Here is a 21,647-nt window from a genome sequence, read left to right as displayed (position 1 = left end):
AAGGGGATACCAAATATGCAAACTCTTGCTAAACAATTATCCAACCAGCTGGCTTATGATGTTCGTGAGCTGACTCATGACGATGACGATCAAATCTATCAGTTGCAAAAACAGCACCAAAAATTCTTTGATTTATTTCTGGATCATCGATTAACTAAACGTGAGGCAGTTTCTGATTTAGATGAAGTTGCGGGCGAGGCAGCGGCCAGCCAAAAGCATTATTTAGGCTTATTTAGTGGTGACCAGCTAGTGGCAACCCTGGATTTGACGATTGACTATCCGTTACCTCAGCTGGTCTGGCTTGGTCAATACTTTGTTGATGAGAGTCGGGTATCAACTGGTGAGCGTACCGAGATTCTTAATCAAATTCTGAGTGTGTTGAAGCAGTTAACAGCAGTGCAGGTTCAGTTGCTTGTTTTGAAAGCAGATCAAGAAAATCGTAAATTTTACGAAAATGCGCAATTTGAAACGGTGAGTGAAACGCGCACACAGGTTGGACAGGTCTTTATGGATGCCCTAATTTATCAAAAAACGTTAGCGAATGAATAACTAGTGAAATCCCGTTAAATTAGGCTTTACATGAGCCTTATTTGATGTTGATGCTTTCGGTGGCGAAAATACGTTCGCTATGTTAAAATAGACAAACATATGTGGGAAGGCAGCTGCTTTCCTGCTTTTAACGTGTACTGAAATTAAGGGGGTAATCCATTTATGATTGAACGGCAGGGAGATCGTCAGTTTGACCTAGTTTCAAAGTATCAGCCCACAGGAGATCAACCCGAAGCAATCAAAGAATTGACAGCGGGTATTGAACAGGGCAAAAGGGCCCAAGTGCTGTTGGGTGCGACGGGAACAGGGAAAACATTTACCATTTCCAACGTCATCAAAAATGTGAATAAGCCAACACTGATCCTTTCTCATAACAAAACGTTGGCTGGTCAGCTCTATGGTGAGTTTAAAGAATTTTTCCCCAATAATGCTGTGGAGTATTTTGTGAGTTATTACGATTATTACCAACCAGAAGCCTACGTGCCATCAAGTGATACGTACATTGAAAAGGATTCGTCGATTAATGATGAGATTGATAAGTTACGTCATTCTGCAACCAGTTCATTACTTGAACGCAACGATGTCATCGTGGTGGCGTCTGTGTCTTCCATTTTTGGTTTAGGGGATCCCACCGAATATAAAAACCACACCGTTTCGCTAAGAGTGGGTCAACAAATCGAGCGTAACGATTTAATGCGGAAACTGGTTGATATTCAGTTCGAACGTAACGACATCGATTTTCAACGTGGCCGTTTCAGAGTACACGGGGACGTACTTGAAATCTTTCCTGCATCTCATGATGAACGTGCATTGCGAGTGGAGTTTTTTGGTGATGAAATCGATCGTATTCGAGAGGTTGACGCTTTAACTGGTGAGATTATTGGTGATCGTGATCATGTGGCCATTTTCCCTGCAACTCATTTTATGACGAATGATGATATTATGGATCGTGCGATTACGGGAATTGAAGCCGAATTGAAAGACCGCTTGGCATACTTTGAAAAAGAAGGTAAGTTGCTAGAAGCGCAACGGCTTAAGCAGCGAACCACCTACGATATTGAAATGTTACGGGAAATGGGTTACACCAACGGTATCGAGAATTATTCACGCTTTATGGATGGCCGTAAACCTGGCGAACCGCCGTATACCTTGCTGGATTTCTTCCCTAAAGATTTTTTGCTGGTTGTAGACGAATCTCACGTTACCATGCCACAAGTTCGCGGCATGTATAACGGTGACCGCTCCCGGAAGCAGCAGTTGATCGATTACGGTTTCCGACTGCCCAGTGCACTGGATAATCGGCCGTTGAAACTTGACGAATTCGAAAAGCACATTAACCAAGTGGTTTATATGTCTGCTACCCCCGGTGATTACGAATTGGACCAGACGAATACCGTTATTCAGCAAATTATTCGACCAACTGGGCTATTGGATCCAACGGTGGAAGTTCGACCAATCATGGGGCAAATGGATGATTTAGTTGGTGAAATCAATAAGCGAATCGATGCCAACGAACGGGTCTTTGTTACCACTTTAACTAAAAAGATGGCAGAAGATTTGAGCGACTATCTAAAAGACCTAGGAATTAAGGTTGCTTATTTGCATAGTGATATTAAGACACTGGAACGGACTCAGATCATTCGCGACTTGCGACTTGGTAAGTACGATGTGCTGGTTGGAATTAATCTGCTACGTGAAGGGATTGACGTGCCTGAAGTTTCACTGGTGGCCATTCTAGATGCTGATAAGGAAGGCTTCTTGCGTAACGAACGGTCACTGATTCAAACTATGGGTCGAGCCGCTCGTAACGAACATGGTGCGGTTATCATGTATGCCGATACCGTGACGGATTCTATGAAACGGGCGATGGATGAAACGGCTCGACGGCGTGAAGTCCAAATTGCCTATAATAAAAAGCATGGCATCACACCTAAAACAATTAAAAAGGATATTCGTGATTTGATCAGTGTTACCAAACCGGATGAAAACGCTGGTAAGAAAGATGACTTTGTTGAAACTGACTTTGAATCAATGACGTCTGAAGAACAGCAAGACATGATCAAACGCTTAGAAGATGAAATGCGCAGCGCAGCGAAGAAACTGGATTTCGAACACGCTGCAACGCTACGTGATACCATCTTAGAATTAAAGACTGAACTAGATGGGTAATAAGGGGGACATGGTTTTTGGCAAACGATTATATTGATATTCATGGGGCAAGAGCCCATAACTTAAAAAACATTAACGTTAAAATTCCTAAAAATAAACTGGTGGTTGTAACCGGACTATCAGGCTCTGGGAAAAGTTCGTTGGCCTTTGATACGTTATACGCTGAAGGACAGCGACGCTATGTTCAAAGCCTATCCGCTTATGCCCGTCAATTTTTAGGTCAAATGGATAAGCCGGATGTCGATTCTATTGATGGTCTTTCACCAGCCATTTCAATCGATCAAAAGACAACTTCGAAAAACCCCCGTTCAACGGTAGGAACCGTCACTGAAATCAACGATTATTTGAGGTTATTATGGGCTCGAGTTGGCACGCCAATTTGTCCTAATGATGGGACTGAAATTTCCAGTCAATCCGTTGAACAGATGGTTGATCGCGTACTTGCACTACCTGAACGAACCAAACTACAAATTTTGTCGCCGATTGTGCGGGAGAAAAAAGGTCAGCATAAAAAGATTTTTGAGAAAATCAAGCGTGAAGGTTTTGTGCGTGTTCGAATTGACGGTGAAGTTCACGATGTTGATGAAGAGCTTGATTTAAATAAAAATCAAATGCATTCCATTGATATTGTTGTTGACCGAATTGTCGTCAAAGACGGGATTCGTTCACGTTTATTCGATTCCTTCGAAGCAGCACTGCGGTTGAGTGGTGGATATGCAGTTGCCGACTTGATCGATGGCGAACCCATCATGTTTTCTGAACACTATGCTTGCCCAGTTTGTGGTTTCACTGTTGGTGAACTTGAACCACGGTTATTCTCATTCAATGCGCCGTTTGGTGCTTGTCCTGACTGTGACGGTCTGGGAATGAAACTAGAAGTAGATCCAGATTTGATCGTTCCCGATGCGACAAAAACATTGCGTGAGGGTGCGGTTGCCCCTTGGGATTCTAGCTCTAAATATTATCCAGAAATGTTGCGCCAAGCTTGTGAACAGGCTGGTATCGATATGGATACACCTTGGGAAAAGTTAACGGATAAAGACCAGCAATTTGTCCTTTACGGGTCAAAGGGAAAGAACTACCACTTTGTTTTGGACAGTGATTTTGGTGGTGTTCGTGAAACCGACACACCGTTTGAAGGTGTCATTAATAATGTGGAACGGCGCTATCATAATGGCTCAGATTTCACCCAAGGTCAGATGCAGCAATATTTCCGTGAATTAACTTGTCAGACCTGTCATGGTTACCGGTTGAATCGCAAGGCGCTAGCCGTTAAGATTGCTGGTCATCATATTGGTGAAGTTTCTGATTTGGCAATCAGTAAAGAATTACCATTCTTCGAAGAACTGCACTTCAGTGAACAGAACGAAACGGTTGCTAAGCCAATTTTAAAGGAAATTCGGGATCGGTTAACCTTCCTGGAAAACGTTGGTTTAGACTATTTGACGCTGAGCCGTTCTGCCCGAACGCTATCTGGTGGGGAAGCTCAGCGAATTCGGTTAGCAACGCAAATTGGTTCGAATTTGTCGGGTGTTTTATACATCTTGGATGAGCCTTCCATTGGGTTGCATCAGCGCGACAATGATCGCCTGATTGCTTCTTTAAAGAAGATGCGTGACTTAGGCAATACATTGATTGTTGTGGAGCATGATGAAGATACCATGTTAGCAGCCGACTATCTAATCGATATTGGTCCCGGAGCTGGCGCGAATGGTGGTAAGGTCATGGCTGCTGGAACGCCCAAACAAGTCACTCGAGTTAAGAAATCTTTGACTGGACAGTATCTGTCCGGCAAAAAATTCGTCCCAGTGCCAACTGAGCGCAGCAAGGGTAACGGTAAAAAAATCCGGATTACTGGCGCGGCCGAAAATAATCTTAAGGATATTACCGTTGATTTTCCTTTAGGTGAATTTGTAGTAGTTACCGGTGTTTCTGGTTCTGGTAAATCGACCTTAGTTAACACGATTTTAAAGCGGGTTTTAGCCCAGAAGATTAATCATAACTCGGAAAAGCCTGGGAAATACAAGTCGGTTAGCGGGATTAAAAATATTGAAAAAATCATCAACATTGATCAAAGCCCAATCGGACGGACACCGCGAAGTAACCCAGCAACTTATACAGGTGTGTTCGATGATATTCGGGGTTTGTTTGCGCAAACCACTGAAGCTAAGTTACGTGGCTATCAAAAGGGCCGTTTTAGTTTTAACATCAAAGGCGGTCGCTGCGAAGCATGTCATGGTGACGGTATTTTAAAGATTGAGATGAATTTTCTACCAGACGTCTACGTGCCTTGTGAAGTTTGTCATGGCAGCCGATATAACTCAGAAACCCTCGAAGTTGAGTATAAGGGTAAGAACATTGCCGATGTACTGAACATGACTGTTGACCAAGCATTGGACTTCTTCAGCGCGATTCCTAAGATCACCCGTAAATTGCAAACGATTCATGACGTTGGTTTAGGGTATGTCACATTGGGACAGTCAGCGACTACTTTATCAGGTGGGGAAGCTCAACGGATGAAGCTTGCGGCTGAGTTACAAAAGAAGGCAGATGGCAAAAACTTCTACATTCTTGACGAACCGACTACCGGTTTACACACTGATGATATTAAGCGTCTGTTAGACGTGTTGCACCGATTAGTTGATAACGGCAATACAGTATTGATCATTGAACATAACTTGGACGTGATTAAGACTGCCGATTATTTGATCGATCTAGGACCTGAAGGTGGCGAAGGTGGTGGCCAAGTGGTTGCTACTGGAACACCAGAAGAAATAGCTCAGGTGAAAGCAAGTTACACTGGGCGGTACCTGGGTCCCATTCTCCAACGAGACAAAAAACGGATGGCGGAAGCGCAGACCGTTAAAGCCGGTAAAAATTAATCAGGCTGTTTGAGTCATGATTTCGGTGTAAACACTAAAATAAGCGATGTCCCGAGTAAAATCAGGATATCGCTTATTTTGTTTTGTATCATTCGTTGATTTCAGCCCCAATCGACTAAAGCAGAACTGTAATCAAGATCAGTGCACTGGCGACTTGAATGACTAGCAGGCCGCCACCATAAAGGGCAAGTTTTTTACCGGCTTTAACGAAAGCAGCAAAGTTTAAACGAAGACCAATGGCAGCCAGTGCGGTCACTTCACACCAGCCAGAAAGGCCATGGGCCAATCCTGAAACTGCCGGATTAAAATGGAGCCAAGAGTTAAGTGCACATAATACTACAAAACCAACCACGTACCAGGGTAAGGCCCGTCGCCAGCTGTTTTGGACGGTGGATTCAACTCCCTGGGCGGACTGGTTATGCTGATGGATACGGCTAAAAATCACAACCACGGCTACTAACATAATGATACGTAAAATTTTAAAGAGCGTGGCGTAAGTCGTGGTTGGTTCGTTGACCATGGTTGCACTGGCAATAACTTGCCCAACGGATTGAACAGTCCCCCCAATCAAGGCGCCACGTAAAAAGTTGTCGTGGTGAAAAGCCAGTAAGCTGATAACTGGTAAAGTGAGCATCAAAATCGTTCCCATGAGGTTGACCAGTGTAACAGCCAGACGTTTTTCCTCATCCTTCGCTTCAATGGCTGGCGTAATGGCTGCGATTGCTGACGAGCCGCAGACCGCGTTGCCACCCGCCATGAGTAATGTCATCCCTTCGGAAAAGTGCAGTAACTTACCGAGCAGAAGTGCACCGCAAATTGTGATGGTCATTTGAAGCAAAATATAAGCGACACCGGTTAAGTGTAATTCACGGATGGTTTGAAAGGTGATAGTAGCACCTAACAGGAGCACCGAATATTCTAACAGCCGCTTTTCTGACCAAGCCGTTCCACTTTGCCAAACAGGTTGGCGAATAATGGTATTGCCTAGCAGAATGCCGATCAAAAGGGCCACTGTTGGCGCCCCGATTCCTTTAAGCAAAAATGAGTTGATCAATTGACTAATAATAGCAATCACAAAACTAAGACCCAGCCCAGGCAGGACCGCACGTTCAGGTTTCATAGATGTTGTCTCCTCTCTCTTTATACTTGTTGAAGTATACAGAAATTGGTATCATTAATAAAATATCGAATTGTAATAGATTCTATTAATAATTTTAATAGTTGGAGGCAGACTGTGGATAAACTTTTAATGACTTTTATGGCCGTATATGAAACGCGTAACTTTTCGTTAGCCGCAAAGCAGTTATTCATTTCTCAACCGAGTGTTTCTGTACAAATTAATCAGTTAGAAAAGCAACTCGGTCTAAGTCTGTTTGACCGCAGTGGTCATCGACAGGTACAGCCAATGCCAGCTGCAGTGAATCTGTATGCGACGGCTGAACAGTTGCAACGTACTTGGAAACAGGGATATGAGCAGCTTAAACAAACAACGGAGCAGTCAAAGATAAAGGTTGTGTTAGGTTTTTCGCAAACAACCTCAGTGGAATTAATGCCTCGGGTAATTGAATCACTGTTAGCTGACCCACGGTTTCAATTTGAAATCCAAACTATGAATTCAGAGAGTATCCTAAAGGCAGTTGTTGATCGTAAAGTTGCCTATGGCATTATTGAAAAACCAATCGTTGCCGACTATGTTCAGCAGACTGAGGTGCCTGGCGATCAGCTTGTACTAGCGGGGCGTTCGGATGAAAAACTTTGGCTGTTGCGAGAACCGGGATCTGGGGTGCGCCACTATACGGAGGCCTATTTGCACGAACAGGGAATCGTACCGCAACAGACGCTGGTTGTTGACAGTAATCAGAGTATTATTGGGTTATTAACGCGGGGCATCGGTAAAACACTGATGTCAGAGGGAATTCTACCTTCTACGGTAGCTCGCCAGTCACTGGGACAGCAGTATCACCGCCATTTCTATCTCATTGGACTAGATCGTCAGCCTAACGTACAGTTGGCGGACCTGAGAAATGTTCTCGGTAAGGCAATGCTGCGATAGGCCTGATTATTTGTTGTGGGTTGCCCTCAATGCTCACAATCGCTATGATGGATTTATATTATTAACCAGTGTCTATGGATTGGAGTGAGCAATATGTTCAGTATGCAGCCTCAGTGGGGATTTGATTGGCATGAGTTAATTACGGGTGTTTTAAGTTTGATAGCTGCTTATGTAGTGATTGGGATGCCTCATGTCAGTTTGATAGCCATGTCTGTCATCTTTGGCTTTCTAGCAATTCTCAGTGGACTCACCGCATTGTCGGGTGTCAGTAAACTGCGCGATTTTGTTGGCAATTGGGCAGTCGGGGCTTTCATTTTAGCCATTATTGATTTACTGATTGGGCTGTTCTTTATTATTAAACCCAGTAGCGGTATCGTTGTTTTGGGTTATATGGTCGCTTTCTGGTTCATCATTGATTCCGTTGAACGGCTGATTGTTGTGTCGCATTTACGTGACTTTGGGACTGGCTATTTTGTTGGGTCCATGATTCTGGACGTTTTGTCACTGATTCTGGGTATTTTATTGCTGATTAACCCGGTGATTGCCATAATGTCAGTTACTTGGCTGATTGGCTTTTACCTCATTGTTTTTGGTATTAATGCCATTATGTTGGCTTTTGCAAGAAGGTAAAACTAAAAATAGACATTTTAGGGGCTGCCAGTTCACCAGTAGAGAATTGGCAGCTTTTTTGTCAAAACACCCGGTTGAAATTAGTAATGACACGCCTGGTGTGTTAGAATGTTTAAATGATTGATTTGATTGGAGATAGAACTATGAACAATGATGTGCAATTAGTCATTATTTCTGGCATGAGCGGTGCTGGTAAAACGGTTGGTATGCAGGCCTTTGAAGACCTTGGATATTTTTGTATCGATAACATGCCACCGTCGTTAATGAGTAAGTTCTGGGAGCTAGTTAGAGAAACTGGCAAAATCAAAAAGGTCGCCGTTGTCATCGATTTACGTGCCAAAGCGTTTTACGATGAAATCGTACAAATGACTACGGATATTTCGGATTTAAACCGATCAGATACGACTCAAATCGTTTTTTTGGACGCAGATGATGAGACACTGGTTTCACGTTACAAGGAAACACGACGTTCACACCCGTTGGCACGTAATGGCCGGGTGATCGAGGGGATTAAGGCTGAACGAAAGCTCTTGGCACCACTTAAACAGGCCGCACAACTCGTCATCAATACGTCAGAATTATCACCACGTCAGTTGCGTGAAGAAATTTTCCATAATTTTGAAGCCGGTGATATTGAGAAATTCCACATTGAATTGATGTCCTTTGGCTTTAAGTATGGCCTACCAATTGATGCGGATATTGTGATGGATGTCCGGTTCTTGCCTAATCCATACTACCGGCCAGAATTGAAACAATTAACTGGACTGGATCAGCCTGTCTACGATTATGTCATGAAACAACCTGAGACTGAGTCGTTTTATAAACAGTTCTTGGGTTTACTGGAATCAATTATGCCCGGGTATAAACGGGAAGGAAAAAATAACCTAACGGTGGCCATTGGCTGCACTGGTGGACAGCACCGGTCAGTTGCGTTGGCTGAACGATTGGGTAATACGCTGGGTGAGAACTATCCAGTGCATATTACTCACCGCGATATTTTAAAGCGAAAGGAATCAAACTAACTATGATGGAAGAACGACGTCGGCCCAAGATAGTTGTGATGGGCGGAGGCACAGGCTTGCCGGTCATCCTTCGTAATCTAAAGGGTCACGATGTAGATATTACGGCCGTGGTGACTGTGGCTGATGATGGCGGATCATCTGGTATTATTCGCAATTATGTGAACGTTGTACCACCTGGAGATATCCGAAACGTAGTGGTATCACTGTCTCAATTGTCACCACTTGTGTTGCAGTTGTTCCAGTATCGATTCGATAGTAAAGATCAGTTCTTTGCTGGCCACGCACTGGGTAACCTTGTGATTGCGGCGCTATCGGAAATGAAAAACGGTATTTTTGATGCCGTGCAAGAACTTTGCGACATTATGCAAGTTGACGGGCACATTTATCCCGCTGCCAACGAACCGTTAGAGCTTAATGCCGAATTTTCTGATGGCACTACTATGACGGGTGAATCGGAAATTACAGCTGCGCACAAGCTGATTAAACACGTATGGGTCACGTCAAGCAACCATAAAGATGTGGCACCGCAAGCCGTTGATGAAGTCATCAATGCAATTATGGATGCTGACCAAATCGTGTTGGGACCAGGGAGTCTATTTACCAGTATTTTGCCTAATTTGATGATTAGTAACGTGGGCGATGCTTTACGGAAAACACAGGCTGAAATCGTTTATATTTGCAACATTATGACTCAAAAGGGTGAAACTGAAAAGTTCACTGATGCGGATCACGTTCGCGTTTTGAATCGGCATTTAAAGCAAAATGTCATCAATACGGTTTTAGTTAACACTCAAAAAGTGCCAGATGAATACATTGATTATCAGCGCTGGAACGAAATGTCACGTCAAGTTGAGCATGACTTCCATGGCCTGCGAGAACAGGGTTGTCGAGTCGTTTCTGCTGATTTCCTGGAATTACGGGATAACGGTGCGTTTCATAATGGCGAACTAGTGGTTAACGAACTAATGAACCTGCTGGGACAGGTCACTTCGAGGTTTGCTGAGGGGAGGTAGTGCCAATGTCATATGCCAGTGAAGTCAAAAAAGAACTGACAACACTTGAAGTTCATCGCGATAATGCCAAAGCTGAATTAATTGCGCTGATTCGGATGAACGGCTCTATTGCAATTTCCAATCACCATTTTGTACTCAATATTCAAACGGAAAATCCGGCTATTTCTCGCCGCATTTACCAGCTATTGAAGCAGTTTTACGACGTGGAAAGTGAACTGATGGTTCGTCGTAAAATGAAATTGAAGAAAAATAATCTTTATATTGTTCGGGTCAATGAAGGAACTGAACGGGTTCTTGCTGATCTCGGCATTTTTAAAGATGGTCAACTGACCGAAAAAGTTTCACCTGAACTGTTAAAAAATGACGGTCAGGTTCGCTCGTATTTACGGGGCGCTTTTTTGGCTGGTGGATCGGTTAATAATCCAGAAACTTCCCGCTATCATTTGGAAATCTACTCCGTGTACGAAGATCACAACCAAATGATTGCGGAAATGATCAACCACTATGACTTAAACGCACGAACCACTGCTCGTCGTGGTGGGTTCATTACTTACCTTAAAGAGGGCGAACGAATCGCTGATTTTCTTTCGCTGATTGGGGCTTCCAGTGCGATGTTGAAGTTCGAGGATGTTCGGATTATGCGTGACATGCGAAATTCAGTTAACCGGCTTGTAAACTGTGAAAATGCCAATATGGATAAGGTCGCTAATGCGTCTAGTAAGCAAATTGCCAACATTGAGTTTATTCAATCCACGGTTGGCTTAGACCAACTGCCGCCCAAATTACGGGAAGTGGCTGAAATCCGTTTAGCGAATCGCGAGGTCAGCTTAAAAGAGCTGGGTGCCATGTTACCGAGTGGTGCAATTTCGAAGTCTGGCATCAATCACCGGTTGCGTAAAATCAGTGATTTCGCTGACAGTCTTAGGACAGCAAAAGCGGTGTAAGGTGTAAAGTGTAAACGTATATCAAAACAGAGTTTCAAGAAATCTGCTGATTTCCTGAAACTCTGTTTTTTTGTTAACGATTATTTTCATGATTCGTTTTTGTGCTGACGTGATGTTGGGTCCAGGCTTTCTTACCATAATAAACCGCATAACAGAGAACCAAGAACGGTATCATGTAGAACAATGCTGGGCGCTGTGTTGGATCAAATACGATGAGCACACATGACAACAAGCACATGATGAAGGCAATCCATGGAACAACCGGATACCAAGGTGTTTTGAACTTTAGCTCTGAAATGGTGTGGCCGTCTTTAAGCCATTGTTTTCGAAAATTAATTTCGGAAATAGCAATTGCCATCCAAACGATGACAACCGCTAAACCTGAAATGGAGACTAAAACCAGATAGACGGTGGAAGCAGCCACCACGCTGGAGATCAAGGCCAGGATACCACCGACCATACTCAAACAAAGTGCTAACATGGGAACGCCGCGCCGGTTGGTTTGAGCCACTTTCAACGGAATCGTACCCTCATTTGCTAGTGACCACAGCATTCTTGTTGAGGCGTACAGACCAGAATTAGCTGCCGATAAGATGGCTGTTAAAACCACGAAATTCATGAGATCACCCGCAAAAGGTAGCCCGATGCTGTTGAAAAACAAGACAAAAGGACTTTGATTGACGCCAGCTTTTTGCCACGGAATCAGCTCAGACATGACGGTGATACTCCCAATAAAGAAAATGATTAGGCGGAACAGCGTGGTGTGAATCGCTTTTGGCAATGTGACTTCAGGGTCTTTGGTTTCACCAGCTGTAACACCGATCAGTTCCGTTCCAGAAAAGGCAAAGTTCACCGTGAGCATGGTAGTAAAAACGGCCTTAAAGCCGTTGGGGAAGAGACCATCTTTAAACAAGTTAGAAAAGTAGGGTGCATGTTGATAACCCTTAATATGAATGGCGCCAAAGATGGCTAGTCCACCTAAAATGATGAAGAGAATAATCGCGATCACTTTAATACTAGAGAACCAAAACTCAGTGTTGGCAAAGAATTTAACCGACATGGCGTTGGAAACAAAAATAACGACCATGAACAAAGCACTCCAGATCCATGTGGGTGAGTGAGGGAACCACTTACTCATAATGAGGCCAGCTGCAGTAAACTCGGATCCCAACGCCACCGTCCATGTGAGCCAGTAAAGAATAGCAACGGTAAATCCCGTTCCGTGGCCAATAAAACGGTCAGCGTAAACGTGAAAGGAGCCGGTTTGCGGCATGGCAACTGATAGTTCTCCTAGGCACAGCATGACCAGGTAAACTACGACGGCGCCAATGCCATAAGCTAAGATCGTGCCAATTGGGCCTGCTTCGTGGATCGTGTAACCGGAACTTAAGAAGAGCCCTGTACCAATGACACCGCCTAGAGAAATCATAAATAAGTGGCGTGCTGTCATTTTACGTTCAAGGGTGGTATGTGTTTTTTTCTCCAAATTTTCATTCCTCCATAATTGCAAACCAACGAGAATTAGAATAACATTAAAAAATATGGGTACGCAAGTCTAAATATGAGAGGATTATCATAAATGAGTAGAATTAACTTTGATCGACCACTTGTTATTGATGGTGCAATGGCAACTGAACTTGAAAAAAGGGGTGTTGAAACAAACAATGCCCTGTGGTCAGCGATGGCGCTGATTCATAATCCTGATGCTGTTATTGCGGTACATAAAAGCTACTTTGAAGCCGGCGCTAACGTGGCAATTACGGATAGTTACCAAGCAAACTTACCCGCGTTTGAAGCGGCTGGACTATCGGTTACTGAGAGTCGACGGTTAATTTCCGAGTCGGTCCGTTTAGCACAACGAGCACGGGACGAATATCGAGAAGAATCTCAGTCAAAGCGTCCGTTGTTGATTGCTGGCAGCGTTGGGCCTTACGGTGCGTATTTGGCTGATGGTAGCGAATATACCGGTAAATATCAATTAACGAAGCAGCAGTATCAGGATTTTCACCGGGAACGGATGCAGATACTGGCAACAGCTGGTGCGGACTTATTTGCCTTTGAGACGCAGCCTAACTTCGAGGAAACTCAGGCGTTAGTTGACTTGTTAGAAAATGAATTTCCGGAAATGTCAGCATGGGTATCGTTTAGCGTGAATCAAAAGGGGCAGCTATGCGATGGGACTTCATTAAGCCAAGCTGTGGCGTATTTTGAAAGCCATCCGCAAGTGGCCGCTATTGGTATCAACTGCACGGCAATGACAAATATTGAAAAACTGGTTAAACAGGTGGCAGGGGTAACCAGCAAACCGATTATTGTTTACCCTAACAATGGCGATATCTATGATCCAGTGACTAAAACCTGGCAGACAGTACCCGATGCACCCGTGTTTAGGGATTTGGTACCAAAATGGCAGGTGGCTGGTGCCAGTTTAATCGGTGGCTGCTGTCGAACTACACCGACGGATATTTCGCAAATTGCGACAGCAATAACTAGAGACTAAAAAAGACGAACTCGGATGAGTTCGTCTTTTGTATTACGGGTTTAAACCGATTATTTACGGTCTTTAGAACTGGTCATGATTGAATCAATCAAACCGTAGTCAACAGCTTCTTGAGCCGTTAAGTAATGGTCACGTTCAGTATCAGCATTAACCCGTTCAATTGGTTGACCGGAGTTATCTGATAAGATCTGGTTGATCATTTTACGAGCCTTTAAAATTTCTTCGGCCGCAATTTCAATTTCAGTTTGTTGACCTTGTGCACCACCTGATGGTTGGTGAATCAAGACTTGTGAGTGTGGCAATGCGAAACGCTTGCCTTTGGTACCAGAAGATGCCAAGACACTAGCCATTGAAGCTGCCATACCAGTAACGATAGTTTGCACGTCAGATTGGATAAAGTTCATGGTATCGTAAATTGCCATACCTGAAGTGATCACACCACCTGGTGAGTTGATGTAAAGGTAAATATCCTTTGTTGAATCTTGCGCATCCAGGAACAATAGTTGAGCGATAATAGCGTTAGCCATATCGTCTTCGATTGCACCGGAAAGCATAATGATTCTGTCCTTTAATAGGCGAGAGTAAATATCATAAGCACGTTCGCCGCGGGAAGATTGTTCAATAACCGTTGGGACTAAGTTCATAGCTTTGCAGCCTCCTTATGATCGTAAGTTTATTAGTCTGTTTGACTAACTGATTTGTAGTTTAACCTAAAGGTCAAAAAAGGTCAAACAAAATCACTTGGTTCATGAAAGTCTCATTGTTAGCCCGACACCAAAACTTAGGATACCATATTTTGAACAGATTGACTGAATAACGTGCTTGGTTATGATGCTATTAATTGTATGAATCTTATTGACACGGGTTTAAGAGATTATCATACTTAATGGTAAATTTGTTTGTCTACAAGGGGGGAAGTTCATGACGTGGCTGCTAGTTATTTTACCAGCGTTACTTGCTGGTTTGATTCAAGGCTTAACAGGGTTTGGTGCTGTGATTATTATGATGATCTTTTTTCCGTCAATTTTACCAATGGCACAGGCGGCTGGTATTGGCGGGATTATTATGTTACTAAGTGAAATTTCGTTAGTGGTTCACTATCGTCATCATTTTAAACTAAAACGCGTATTGTCCGCGTTTATTGTTTATGCTGTGGTGGCAACTTGGTCAGTGCATTTAGGTCTGGTACTGAATACGCACGTTTTGCGTATAATGTTAGGGCTATTATTGATTGCACTAAGTATTTATTTCCTGATTTCTAAAAAGGCGGGAAGTCGGCAGTATCCCTGGTATATTGCAATTTTATTTATGATTATTTCGGGTTTCTTTAACGGTTTATTTGGTATTGGCGGTCCGCTCATGGCACTGTATTTTTTGTCTCGCTCTAAATCCGTGCCTGAATATATTGCCAATATTCAAGGGTTCTTTCTAATTGATGGCTTCTATATTACTGGTGTTCGAGTCACCAGTGGGATTCTGGGAACTCATGTTATTCCATACATATTAGTCGGCATGGTAGGCGCGACTGTCGGAACGATGATTGCGTCTCGATTATCAACTCGATGGGATCTGGCAACGATCAAGCCATGGATTTACCGGTTTATTGGGCTGGCTGGTTTTTACTACCTGCTATTTTAATGAGAGTACAAAAACAGGATACCGTTAAATCGGTATCCTGTTTGTTTGACGTTACATTTATGCGCCCGGAGGGAATCGAACCCCCATTTCAAGAACCGGAATCTTACGTGCGATCCATTACACTACGGGCGCATATCAGTTACATTTCAACACTAGAATACTATACCTGAATTTGCATATAAATACAAGGGGTAATCTCAGAATGAATCTAGTCCGACTTAAAAAAAGTTGTGCGTGTATTTGCAATTGGATAGGCTCCCTGCTATAATCTGAAATGTGGGTAAAGATAAGTACCCATTAATTTTTGGCCTGAATGGGTCACATTACGTCACTACGGGACATAACCTGTCCCATAGGTGGTAGAGAGTTGGTTAAGACATGGACCTTGAGTGGAGATGGGTGAACGCAGTTGTTCCTAAAATGTCCCAGAAACTGCTCAGACGTTATTCGCTGTTGCTGACAGTCAGACAAATGCAGCCGGTTGGTCGTCGTTCATTGGCTGAAAAGATGAACTTGACCGAACGAACTGTGAGAACTGACTTGGATAGCTTAGTCGATACTGGTCTGGTTTCGATGCAGACTAACGGTGCTTGGTTAACGGACGATGGTCAAAAAGCAATCCTTAATCTTCAACCCTTGGTGGCCGATTTAACTGGTCTACGTAAGAAGGAGACGTTGCTTAAGGAGCGGCTTGGCTTACAGGACTGTTTAATTGTTTCTGGTGATTCAGATGAACGTCCAGATGTCAAACAGGCCATGGGTAAAGCAGCTAACGATCTGCTCAGGCAGCAATTACCGATTGGTGAAAGCATTGTTGCCGTCATGGGTGGAACAACGATGGCTGCGGTAGCGGAGACGTTATCATCCACGTTGGCTGAAGACCGGCAGTTAACTTTTGTGCCGGCTCGAGGCGGTATGGGCGAATCACCCAATATTCAAGCAAATACAATTTGTGCAAGAATGGCTGAAGCAACTCAGGGTCATTATCAGGCACTGTATTTGCCAGAACTGAGCTCTGAGTCAACATCAACATCATTACGTCATGAGCCTGCCATTGCAAAAACACTTGACTTGATCGATCGTGCAAACGTCGCAATTCATTGTGTAGGTGATGCGATGGCAATGGCCAAGCGACGTCAAATGTCCGACGAAGTGACAGCAACGCTAGCAAAGCGGCACGCAGTTGGGGAAGCGTTTGGTGACTTTTTTGATCAGGATGGTCAGATTGTTTACCGGGTTCCCAAATTGGGCTTGTCGATTTCAGATCTTGAACGAATGGATCTGGTCGTTGCAGTTGCTGGTGGCCATAGTAAGGCTGCCGCAGTTGAGGCATATTTCAAAATTCCTCCGGCCAAAACATTTTTGATTACGGACGAAGGATTAGCTGACATGATTTTAAAGTAGTGATACTATATATTAGTGTCGCTGTTTAAAATAATTATTTTTTTAACTTCCTAAAGGAGGAAAACACAGTTATGACTGTAAAAATTGGTATTAACGGTTTTGGCCGTATTGGACGTTTAGCATTCAAGCGGATCCACGAACTTCATTCTGACGACATCGAAGTGGCAGCAATCAATGATTTGACTACCCCTTCAATGCTTGCATACCTATTAAAGTATGATTCAACACATGGTCGTTTCCCAGGCGAAGTTTCAGCAACAGATAAGGGTATCGTTGTTGATGGCAAGGAAATTCCTGTATATGCAGAACCAAAGGCACAAAACATTCCTTGGGTTAAGAACGACGGGGTTGACTTTGTTCTCGAATGTACTGGTTTTTACACTTCAGAAGAAAAGTCACAAGCTCACTTGGACGCTGGCGCAAAGCGGGTCTTAGTTTCAGCTCCTGCAGGTGCCGTTCGTACTGTTGTTCCAGGTGTTAACTTGGATACTTTACAAGCTGACGACAAGATTGTTTCAGCTGGTTCATGCACGACTAACTGCTTAGCACCATTAGCATACTTCTTAAACGAAGAATTTGGCATCAAGGCCGGTACTATGACTACCATTCACGCCTTCACTGCTACTCAACAAATTCTTGATGGCCCTCGCGGCAAGAAGATGCGTAACAACCGTACTGCAAGCATTAACACCATTCCTCACTCAACTGGTGCAGCTAAGGCTATTGGCCTTGTTATCCCAGAATTGAATGGTAAACTTCAGGGTCACGCACAACGTGTTGCTGTTGTTGATGGTTCATTAACTGAATTAGTTGCTGTCCTTGACAAGAAGGTTACAGCTGACGAAGTTAACGAAGCAATCAAGAAGCACACTGTTAACAACGATGCCTTCGGTTACAACGATGACGAAATCGTTTCAACTGACATCATTGATGACCCTCATGGTTCAGTATTTGACCCAACTCAAACTGAAGTTACTACTGCCGGCGACACTCAGATCGTTAAGACTGTTGCTTGGTACGATAACGAATGGGGCTTCACTTGCAACATGGTTCGTACATTGTTGCACTTTGCTTCACTTTAATCATTAACGAGTAAAAAACTAGAAGGCGGAGGAGGGTGACTTTCTCCGCCTTTTACAACAATTGACTTGTACCAGAGGTCACAATGATCAACTTGATATAAATCAGGAGGACTTTAAATTGGCTAAATTAACTGTTTCAGATTTAGATTTAAAGAGCAAAAAAGTCTTAATGCGTGTGGACTTTAATGTTCCGATTAAAGACGGTGTTATTGGTAATGACAACCGTATCGTTGCTGCACTACCTACCATTAAATACGTGATTGAACACGGTGGCAAAGCTATTTTGCTTTCTCACTTAGGTCGGATCAAGTCTGAAGACGACAAGCCCGGCTTATCAATGCGTCCAGTTGCAGAACGTCTTTCAAACTTGTTGAACAAGCCTGTAACCTTCGTTCCTGTAACGGAAGGTGCACAATTGGAAGATGCCATCAACAAGATGAATGATGGTGACGTATTAGTAATGGAAAACACCCGTTACGAAGACGTTAAGAACGGTGAACAAGTTAAGCGCGAGTCAAAGAATGATCCAGCTTTAGGCAAATACTGGGCATCCCTTGGTGACGTCTTTATTAATGATGCTTTCGGTACTGCTCACCGTCAACATGCTTCTAACGTCGGCATCGCTTCTAACATGGCACAGACCGCTGCTGGTTTCTTAATGGAAAAAGAAATCAAGTTTATCGGTGGTGCAGTTTCAAACCCTGCTCATCCATTCGTTGCCATTTTAGGTGGTGCCAAAGTTTCTGATAAGATTGGCGTTATTAACAACTTATTAGACAAAGCTGATAAGGTGATTATCGGTGGTGGTATGACTTATACCTTTTATGCTGCTAAAGGCATGAAGATTGGTAACTCATTAGTTGAAAAAGACAAGATCGATTTGGCTAAGGAAATCATGGACAAGGCTGGCGACAAGTTAGTATTGCCTATTGATTCAGTTGTTGCTGAAAAGTTTGATAACGATGCAGCTCACAAAACTGTTGACGGCGATGTTCCTGATGGCTACATGGCATTGGATATTGGACCTAAATCAGTTGCCTTATTTAAAGATGTTTTGAAGGACGCTAAGTTAGTTGTTTGGAATGGCCCAATGGGTGTGTTCGAAATGAGTAACTACGCCGAAGGAACTCTTGAAATTGGTAAGTTCTTGGGTACTTTGAGCGATGCGACAACCATTGTTGGTGGGGGTGACTCAACTGCTGCCGTTCAACAACTTGGTGTTGGCGACCAGTTAACCCATATTTCTACCGGTGGTGGCGCTTCATTGGAATACCTTGAAGGTAAGACTTTACCTGGTATTGCAGCTATTAGTGAAAAGTAGTTATTAAAGAAGCTGGGATACTATCCTGGCTTCTTTGCGCATTCTTAGTATGGTAACCTTTTTTAATTGGCGGTGGGCTTCACTAGCTAAAACGTTTTCATTCCGATAGAATAGTATTGTGAATTTAAATGACTGAACAAAAGGAGCGTTTACTGTGCGGATACCACTTATTGCGGGCAATTGGAAGATGAATAAGTCTGTCGATGAAGCTCGCTCGTTTATGCAAATTGTTTCAGATCAACTGCCTGAGCCTGATCAAGTCGAGACGGCGATTGCAGCACCTGCTATTTTGTTGGAAACGATGATTGAAGCTAATGGCGCCGATAGGTTAAAAATTGGTGCTGAGAATTGTTACTATGAGGATGCTGGGGCGTTTACCGGTGAAATATCACCGCTAGCGCTATCGGAAATGGGTATTCCATACGTCATCGTTGGTCATTCTGAACGGCGAAGTTATTTTAATGAAACCGACGACATCATCAACCGAAAAGTGCACGCGGTCTATCGGAATCATATGACACCCATTCTGTGTTGTGATGAAACCATGGGGCGACTAGAAGCTGGCGAAAAAATTCACTGGGTGGTCAGTCAGGTCACTGGTGCTTTGAAAGGCGTGAGTGAAGATTTGGCTCGTCAACTAGTGATTGCTTATGAACCCAGTTGGGCAATTGGTAGTGGTAAATCTGCTTCTGCTGATCAAGCTGAAGAAGGCTGCTATTTGATTCGACAGACCGTCGCTGATCTCTATGGTGACAATGTGGCTAACGAGATGCGGGTTTTATACGGTGGTAGTGTTAATCCGGAAAATATTTCTCAGATCATGGCTAAGCAAAATATCGACGGTGTTTTAGCTGGTGGTGCCAGTCTTGATCCAGAAACATTTTTACAATTGGTACGGTACCAAAAATAAACTCAAATAGTAATTGCAAGTTCAAAGCTAAACTAATAAAATAGACTGCGGGGAAAAGTTTCCCGCTAGGTTAAACATTCATAAGGAGAGAATACAATGTCAATTATTTCTGATATTTACGCCCGCGAAGTCTTAGACTCACGTGGTAACCCAACTGTTGAAGTTGAAGTTTACACAGAAGCCGGTGCAGTTGGCCGTGGAATCGTGCCTTCAGGTGCATCTACTGGTGAACACGAAGCTGTTGAATTACGTGATGGTGACAAGAGCCGTTTCGGTGGCAAGGGTGTTACTAAAGCTGTCGACAACGTTAACAACATCATTGCTAAGGAAATCGTTGGCTACGATGTAACTGACCAAATTTCAATCGACAAGGCTATGATCAAGTTAGACGGTACGCCTAACAAGGGTAAGCTAGGTGCAAACGCCATTTTGGGTGTTTCATTAGCTGCTGCTCGTGCTGCTGCTGACGAACTTGAAGTTCCGCTTTACAACTACTTAGGCGGCTTCAATGGTCACGTACTTCCAACTCCAATGATGAACGTTATCAACGGTGGGAAGCATGCTAACAACAAGGTTGATTTCCAAGAATTCATGATCATGCCTGTTGGTGCACCAACTGTTAAAGAAGCTATCCGTATGGGTGCTGAAACTTTCCATGCCTTGAAGTCAATCTTAAACGACCGTGGATACTCTACTGCCGTTGGTGATGAAGGTGGTTTTGCACCTGACTTGAAGAACAACGAAGAACCATTTGAAATCTTAGTTGAAGCTATCAAGAAGGCTGGTTACAAGCCTGGCAAAGACGTCGCAATCGCCTTTGACTGTGCCTCATCAGAATTCTACAACACTGAAACTAAGACTTACGACCTTAAGGGTGACGGTAAGTCATACACTGCTGAAGAATTTGTTAGCTTGCTTGAAAGCATCGTTGACAAGTACCCAGTTGTTTCAATCGAAGACCCATTGGACGAAAACGAATGGGAAGACTGGCAAATGGCTACTTCTCGCTTAGGCAAGAAGGTCCAAATCGTTGGTGATGACTTATTCGTTACTAACACTGATTACCTTGCAAAGGGTATCAAGATGGGCGTTGCTAACTCTATCTTAATCAAGTTGAACCAAATCGGTACTTTAACTGAAACTGTTGAAGCCGTTGAAATGGCTAAAGAAGCAGGTTACACTGCTATCATTTCACACCGTTCAGGTGAAACTGAAGACACCACAATTGCTGACTTAGTTGTTGCATTGAACGCTGGTCAAATCAAGACTGGTTCAATGAGCCGTGGCGAACGGATTGCTAAGTACAACCAATTGATGCGTATCGAAGATCAACTTGGCGAAGTTTCAGATTACAAGGGTATTCACTCATTCTACAACTTGAGCGAACAAGCTCGCGAAGCTATCCAAAACAAGTAAACTGTCTCGGAACTGATTAATTAGTTTCGGTATAAATTTAAAGGCCTCAACTGATGAATTTTTCATCGGTTGAGGTCTTTTTTAAATTCTCGATTTTAATTTGCTAGTTTTACG

At 43.5% G+C, this 21,647-nt stretch carries 18 protein-coding genes and 1 tRNA gene; 15 read left to right on the top strand and 4 right to left on the bottom strand.

Annotation, left to right across the window (positions count from 1 at the left end):
• Positions 1 to 15: 15 nt before the first annotated feature.
• The 3 genes from AC6H04_RS09375 to uvrA all read left to right on the top strand — a co-directional run bounded on the left by AC6H04_RS09375 (position 16) and on the right by uvrA (position 5,600).
• Positions 16 to 549, top strand: a complete 534-nt coding sequence (locus tag AC6H04_RS09375) for an acetyltransferase (protein WP_497571412.1) — start codon at positions 16 to 18, stop codon at positions 547 to 549.
• A 162-nt stretch (positions 550 to 711) separates the two neighbouring features.
• On the top strand, positions 712 to 2,718 hold the full coding sequence (uvrB, locus tag AC6H04_RS09370) for an excinuclease ABC subunit UvrB (protein ID WP_497571411.1): 2,007 nt from the start codon (positions 712 to 714) through the stop codon (positions 2,716 to 2,718).
• 17 nt (positions 2,719 to 2,735) lie between these two features.
• A complete protein-coding gene (uvrA, locus tag AC6H04_RS09365) occupies positions 2,736 to 5,600 on the top strand; it encodes an excinuclease ABC subunit UvrA (RefSeq protein ID WP_497571410.1) in 2,865 nt (954 codons plus the stop codon).
• A 115-nt stretch (positions 5,601 to 5,715) separates the two neighbouring features.
• Here the strand turns inward: uvrA and AC6H04_RS09360 are convergent, their stop codons facing one another.
• Complete coding sequence (locus tag AC6H04_RS09360; protein WP_497571409.1) at positions 5,716 to 6,720, bottom strand: YeiH family protein; 1,005 nt, start codon at positions 6,718 to 6,720, stop codon at positions 5,716 to 5,718.
• A 114-nt stretch (positions 6,721 to 6,834) separates the two neighbouring features.
• On the opposite strand from AC6H04_RS09360, the gene AC6H04_RS09355 reads away from it, so the two are divergent.
• From AC6H04_RS09355 to whiA, 5 genes are all read left to right on the top strand, one after another.
• On the top strand, positions 6,835 to 7,653 hold the full coding sequence (locus AC6H04_RS09355; RefSeq protein WP_497571408.1) for a LysR family transcriptional regulator: 819 nt from the start codon (positions 6,835 to 6,837) through the stop codon (positions 7,651 to 7,653).
• Between the two features lie 93 nt (positions 7,654 to 7,746).
• The gene (locus AC6H04_RS09350) at positions 7,747 to 8,283 is read left to right on the top strand and encodes an HdeD family acid-resistance protein (RefSeq protein ID WP_497571407.1); all 537 of its coding nucleotides are present in this window, start codon (positions 7,747 to 7,749) and stop codon (positions 8,281 to 8,283) included.
• 143 nt (positions 8,284 to 8,426) lie between these two features.
• On the top strand, positions 8,427 to 9,305 hold the full coding sequence (gene rapZ, locus AC6H04_RS09345; RefSeq protein ID WP_497571406.1) for an RNase adapter RapZ: 879 nt from the start codon (positions 8,427 to 8,429) through the stop codon (positions 9,303 to 9,305).
• Positions 9,306 to 9,307: 2 nt separating this feature from the next.
• Complete coding sequence (locus AC6H04_RS09340; protein ID WP_497571405.1) at positions 9,308 to 10,318, top strand: gluconeogenesis factor YvcK family protein; 1,011 nt, start codon at positions 9,308 to 9,310, stop codon at positions 10,316 to 10,318.
• 5 nt (positions 10,319 to 10,323) lie between these two features.
• Positions 10,324 to 11,262 (top strand): DNA-binding protein WhiA, encoded by a 939-nt coding sequence (gene whiA, locus AC6H04_RS09335; protein WP_497571404.1) that lies wholly within the window; start codon positions 10,324 to 10,326, stop codon positions 11,260 to 11,262.
• Positions 11,263 to 11,335: 73 nt separating this feature from the next.
• On the opposite strand, the gene AC6H04_RS09330 is transcribed toward whiA, so the two are convergent.
• On the bottom strand, positions 11,336 to 12,712 hold the full coding sequence (locus tag AC6H04_RS09330) for an amino acid permease (protein WP_497571476.1): 1,377 nt from the start codon (positions 12,710 to 12,712) through the stop codon (positions 11,336 to 11,338).
• Between the two features lie 129 nt (positions 12,713 to 12,841).
• Here AC6H04_RS09330 and mmuM point away from each other — a divergent pair, with 129 nt between their 5' ends.
• Positions 12,842 to 13,762 carry a homocysteine S-methyltransferase gene (gene mmuM / locus AC6H04_RS09325; protein ID WP_497571403.1) on the top strand — a complete coding sequence of 307 codons (921 nt, stop codon included), beginning with the start codon at positions 12,842 to 12,844 and terminating at the stop codon, positions 13,760 to 13,762.
• Positions 13,763 to 13,812: 50 nt separating this feature from the next.
• On the opposite strand, the gene AC6H04_RS09320 is transcribed toward mmuM, so the two are convergent.
• The gene (locus tag AC6H04_RS09320; protein WP_497571402.1) at positions 13,813 to 14,406 is read right to left on the bottom strand and encodes an ATP-dependent Clp protease proteolytic subunit; all 594 of its coding nucleotides are present in this window, start codon (positions 14,404 to 14,406) and stop codon (positions 13,813 to 13,815) included.
• Positions 14,407 to 14,683: 277 nt separating this feature from the next.
• Between AC6H04_RS09320 and AC6H04_RS09315 the strand changes: the two genes are divergently transcribed.
• Positions 14,684 to 15,400 (top strand): sulfite exporter TauE/SafE family protein, encoded by a 717-nt coding sequence (locus tag AC6H04_RS09315; RefSeq protein WP_497571401.1) that lies wholly within the window; start codon positions 14,684 to 14,686, stop codon positions 15,398 to 15,400.
• Positions 15,401 to 15,460: 60 nt separating this feature from the next.
• Here the strand turns inward: AC6H04_RS09315 and AC6H04_RS09310 are convergent.
• Positions 15,461 to 15,532, bottom strand: a tRNA-Arg gene (locus AC6H04_RS09310).
• Positions 15,533 to 15,778: 246 nt separating this feature from the next.
• Between AC6H04_RS09310 and AC6H04_RS09305 the strand changes: the two genes are divergently transcribed.
• From AC6H04_RS09305 to eno, 5 genes are all read left to right on the top strand, one after another.
• A complete protein-coding gene (locus AC6H04_RS09305) occupies positions 15,779 to 16,804 on the top strand; it encodes a sugar-binding transcriptional regulator (protein WP_497571400.1) in 1,026 nt (341 codons plus the stop codon).
• Positions 16,805 to 16,875: 71 nt separating this feature from the next.
• Entirely contained in the window at positions 16,876 to 17,886 is a 1,011-nt protein-coding gene (gap, locus tag AC6H04_RS09300) for a type I glyceraldehyde-3-phosphate dehydrogenase (RefSeq protein WP_497571399.1), read from the top strand.
• Between the two features lie 118 nt (positions 17,887 to 18,004).
• Positions 18,005 to 19,207 (top strand): phosphoglycerate kinase, encoded by a 1,203-nt coding sequence (locus AC6H04_RS09295; RefSeq protein WP_497571398.1) that lies wholly within the window; start codon positions 18,005 to 18,007, stop codon positions 19,205 to 19,207.
• Between the two features lie 154 nt (positions 19,208 to 19,361).
• A complete protein-coding gene (gene tpiA / locus AC6H04_RS09290; RefSeq protein WP_497571397.1) occupies positions 19,362 to 20,117 on the top strand; it encodes a triose-phosphate isomerase in 756 nt (251 codons plus the stop codon).
• Between the two features lie 96 nt (positions 20,118 to 20,213).
• Entirely contained in the window at positions 20,214 to 21,533 is a 1,320-nt protein-coding gene (gene eno / locus AC6H04_RS09285; RefSeq protein WP_497571396.1) for a phosphopyruvate hydratase, read from the top strand.
• Positions 21,534 to 21,647 lie beyond the last annotated feature (114 nt).

This window comes from Secundilactobacillus sp. MJ173, from assembly GCF_059704265.1.
Note: the sequence above shows the minus strand (reverse complement) of the source record. Positions and strands in the feature narration are given on the sequence as shown.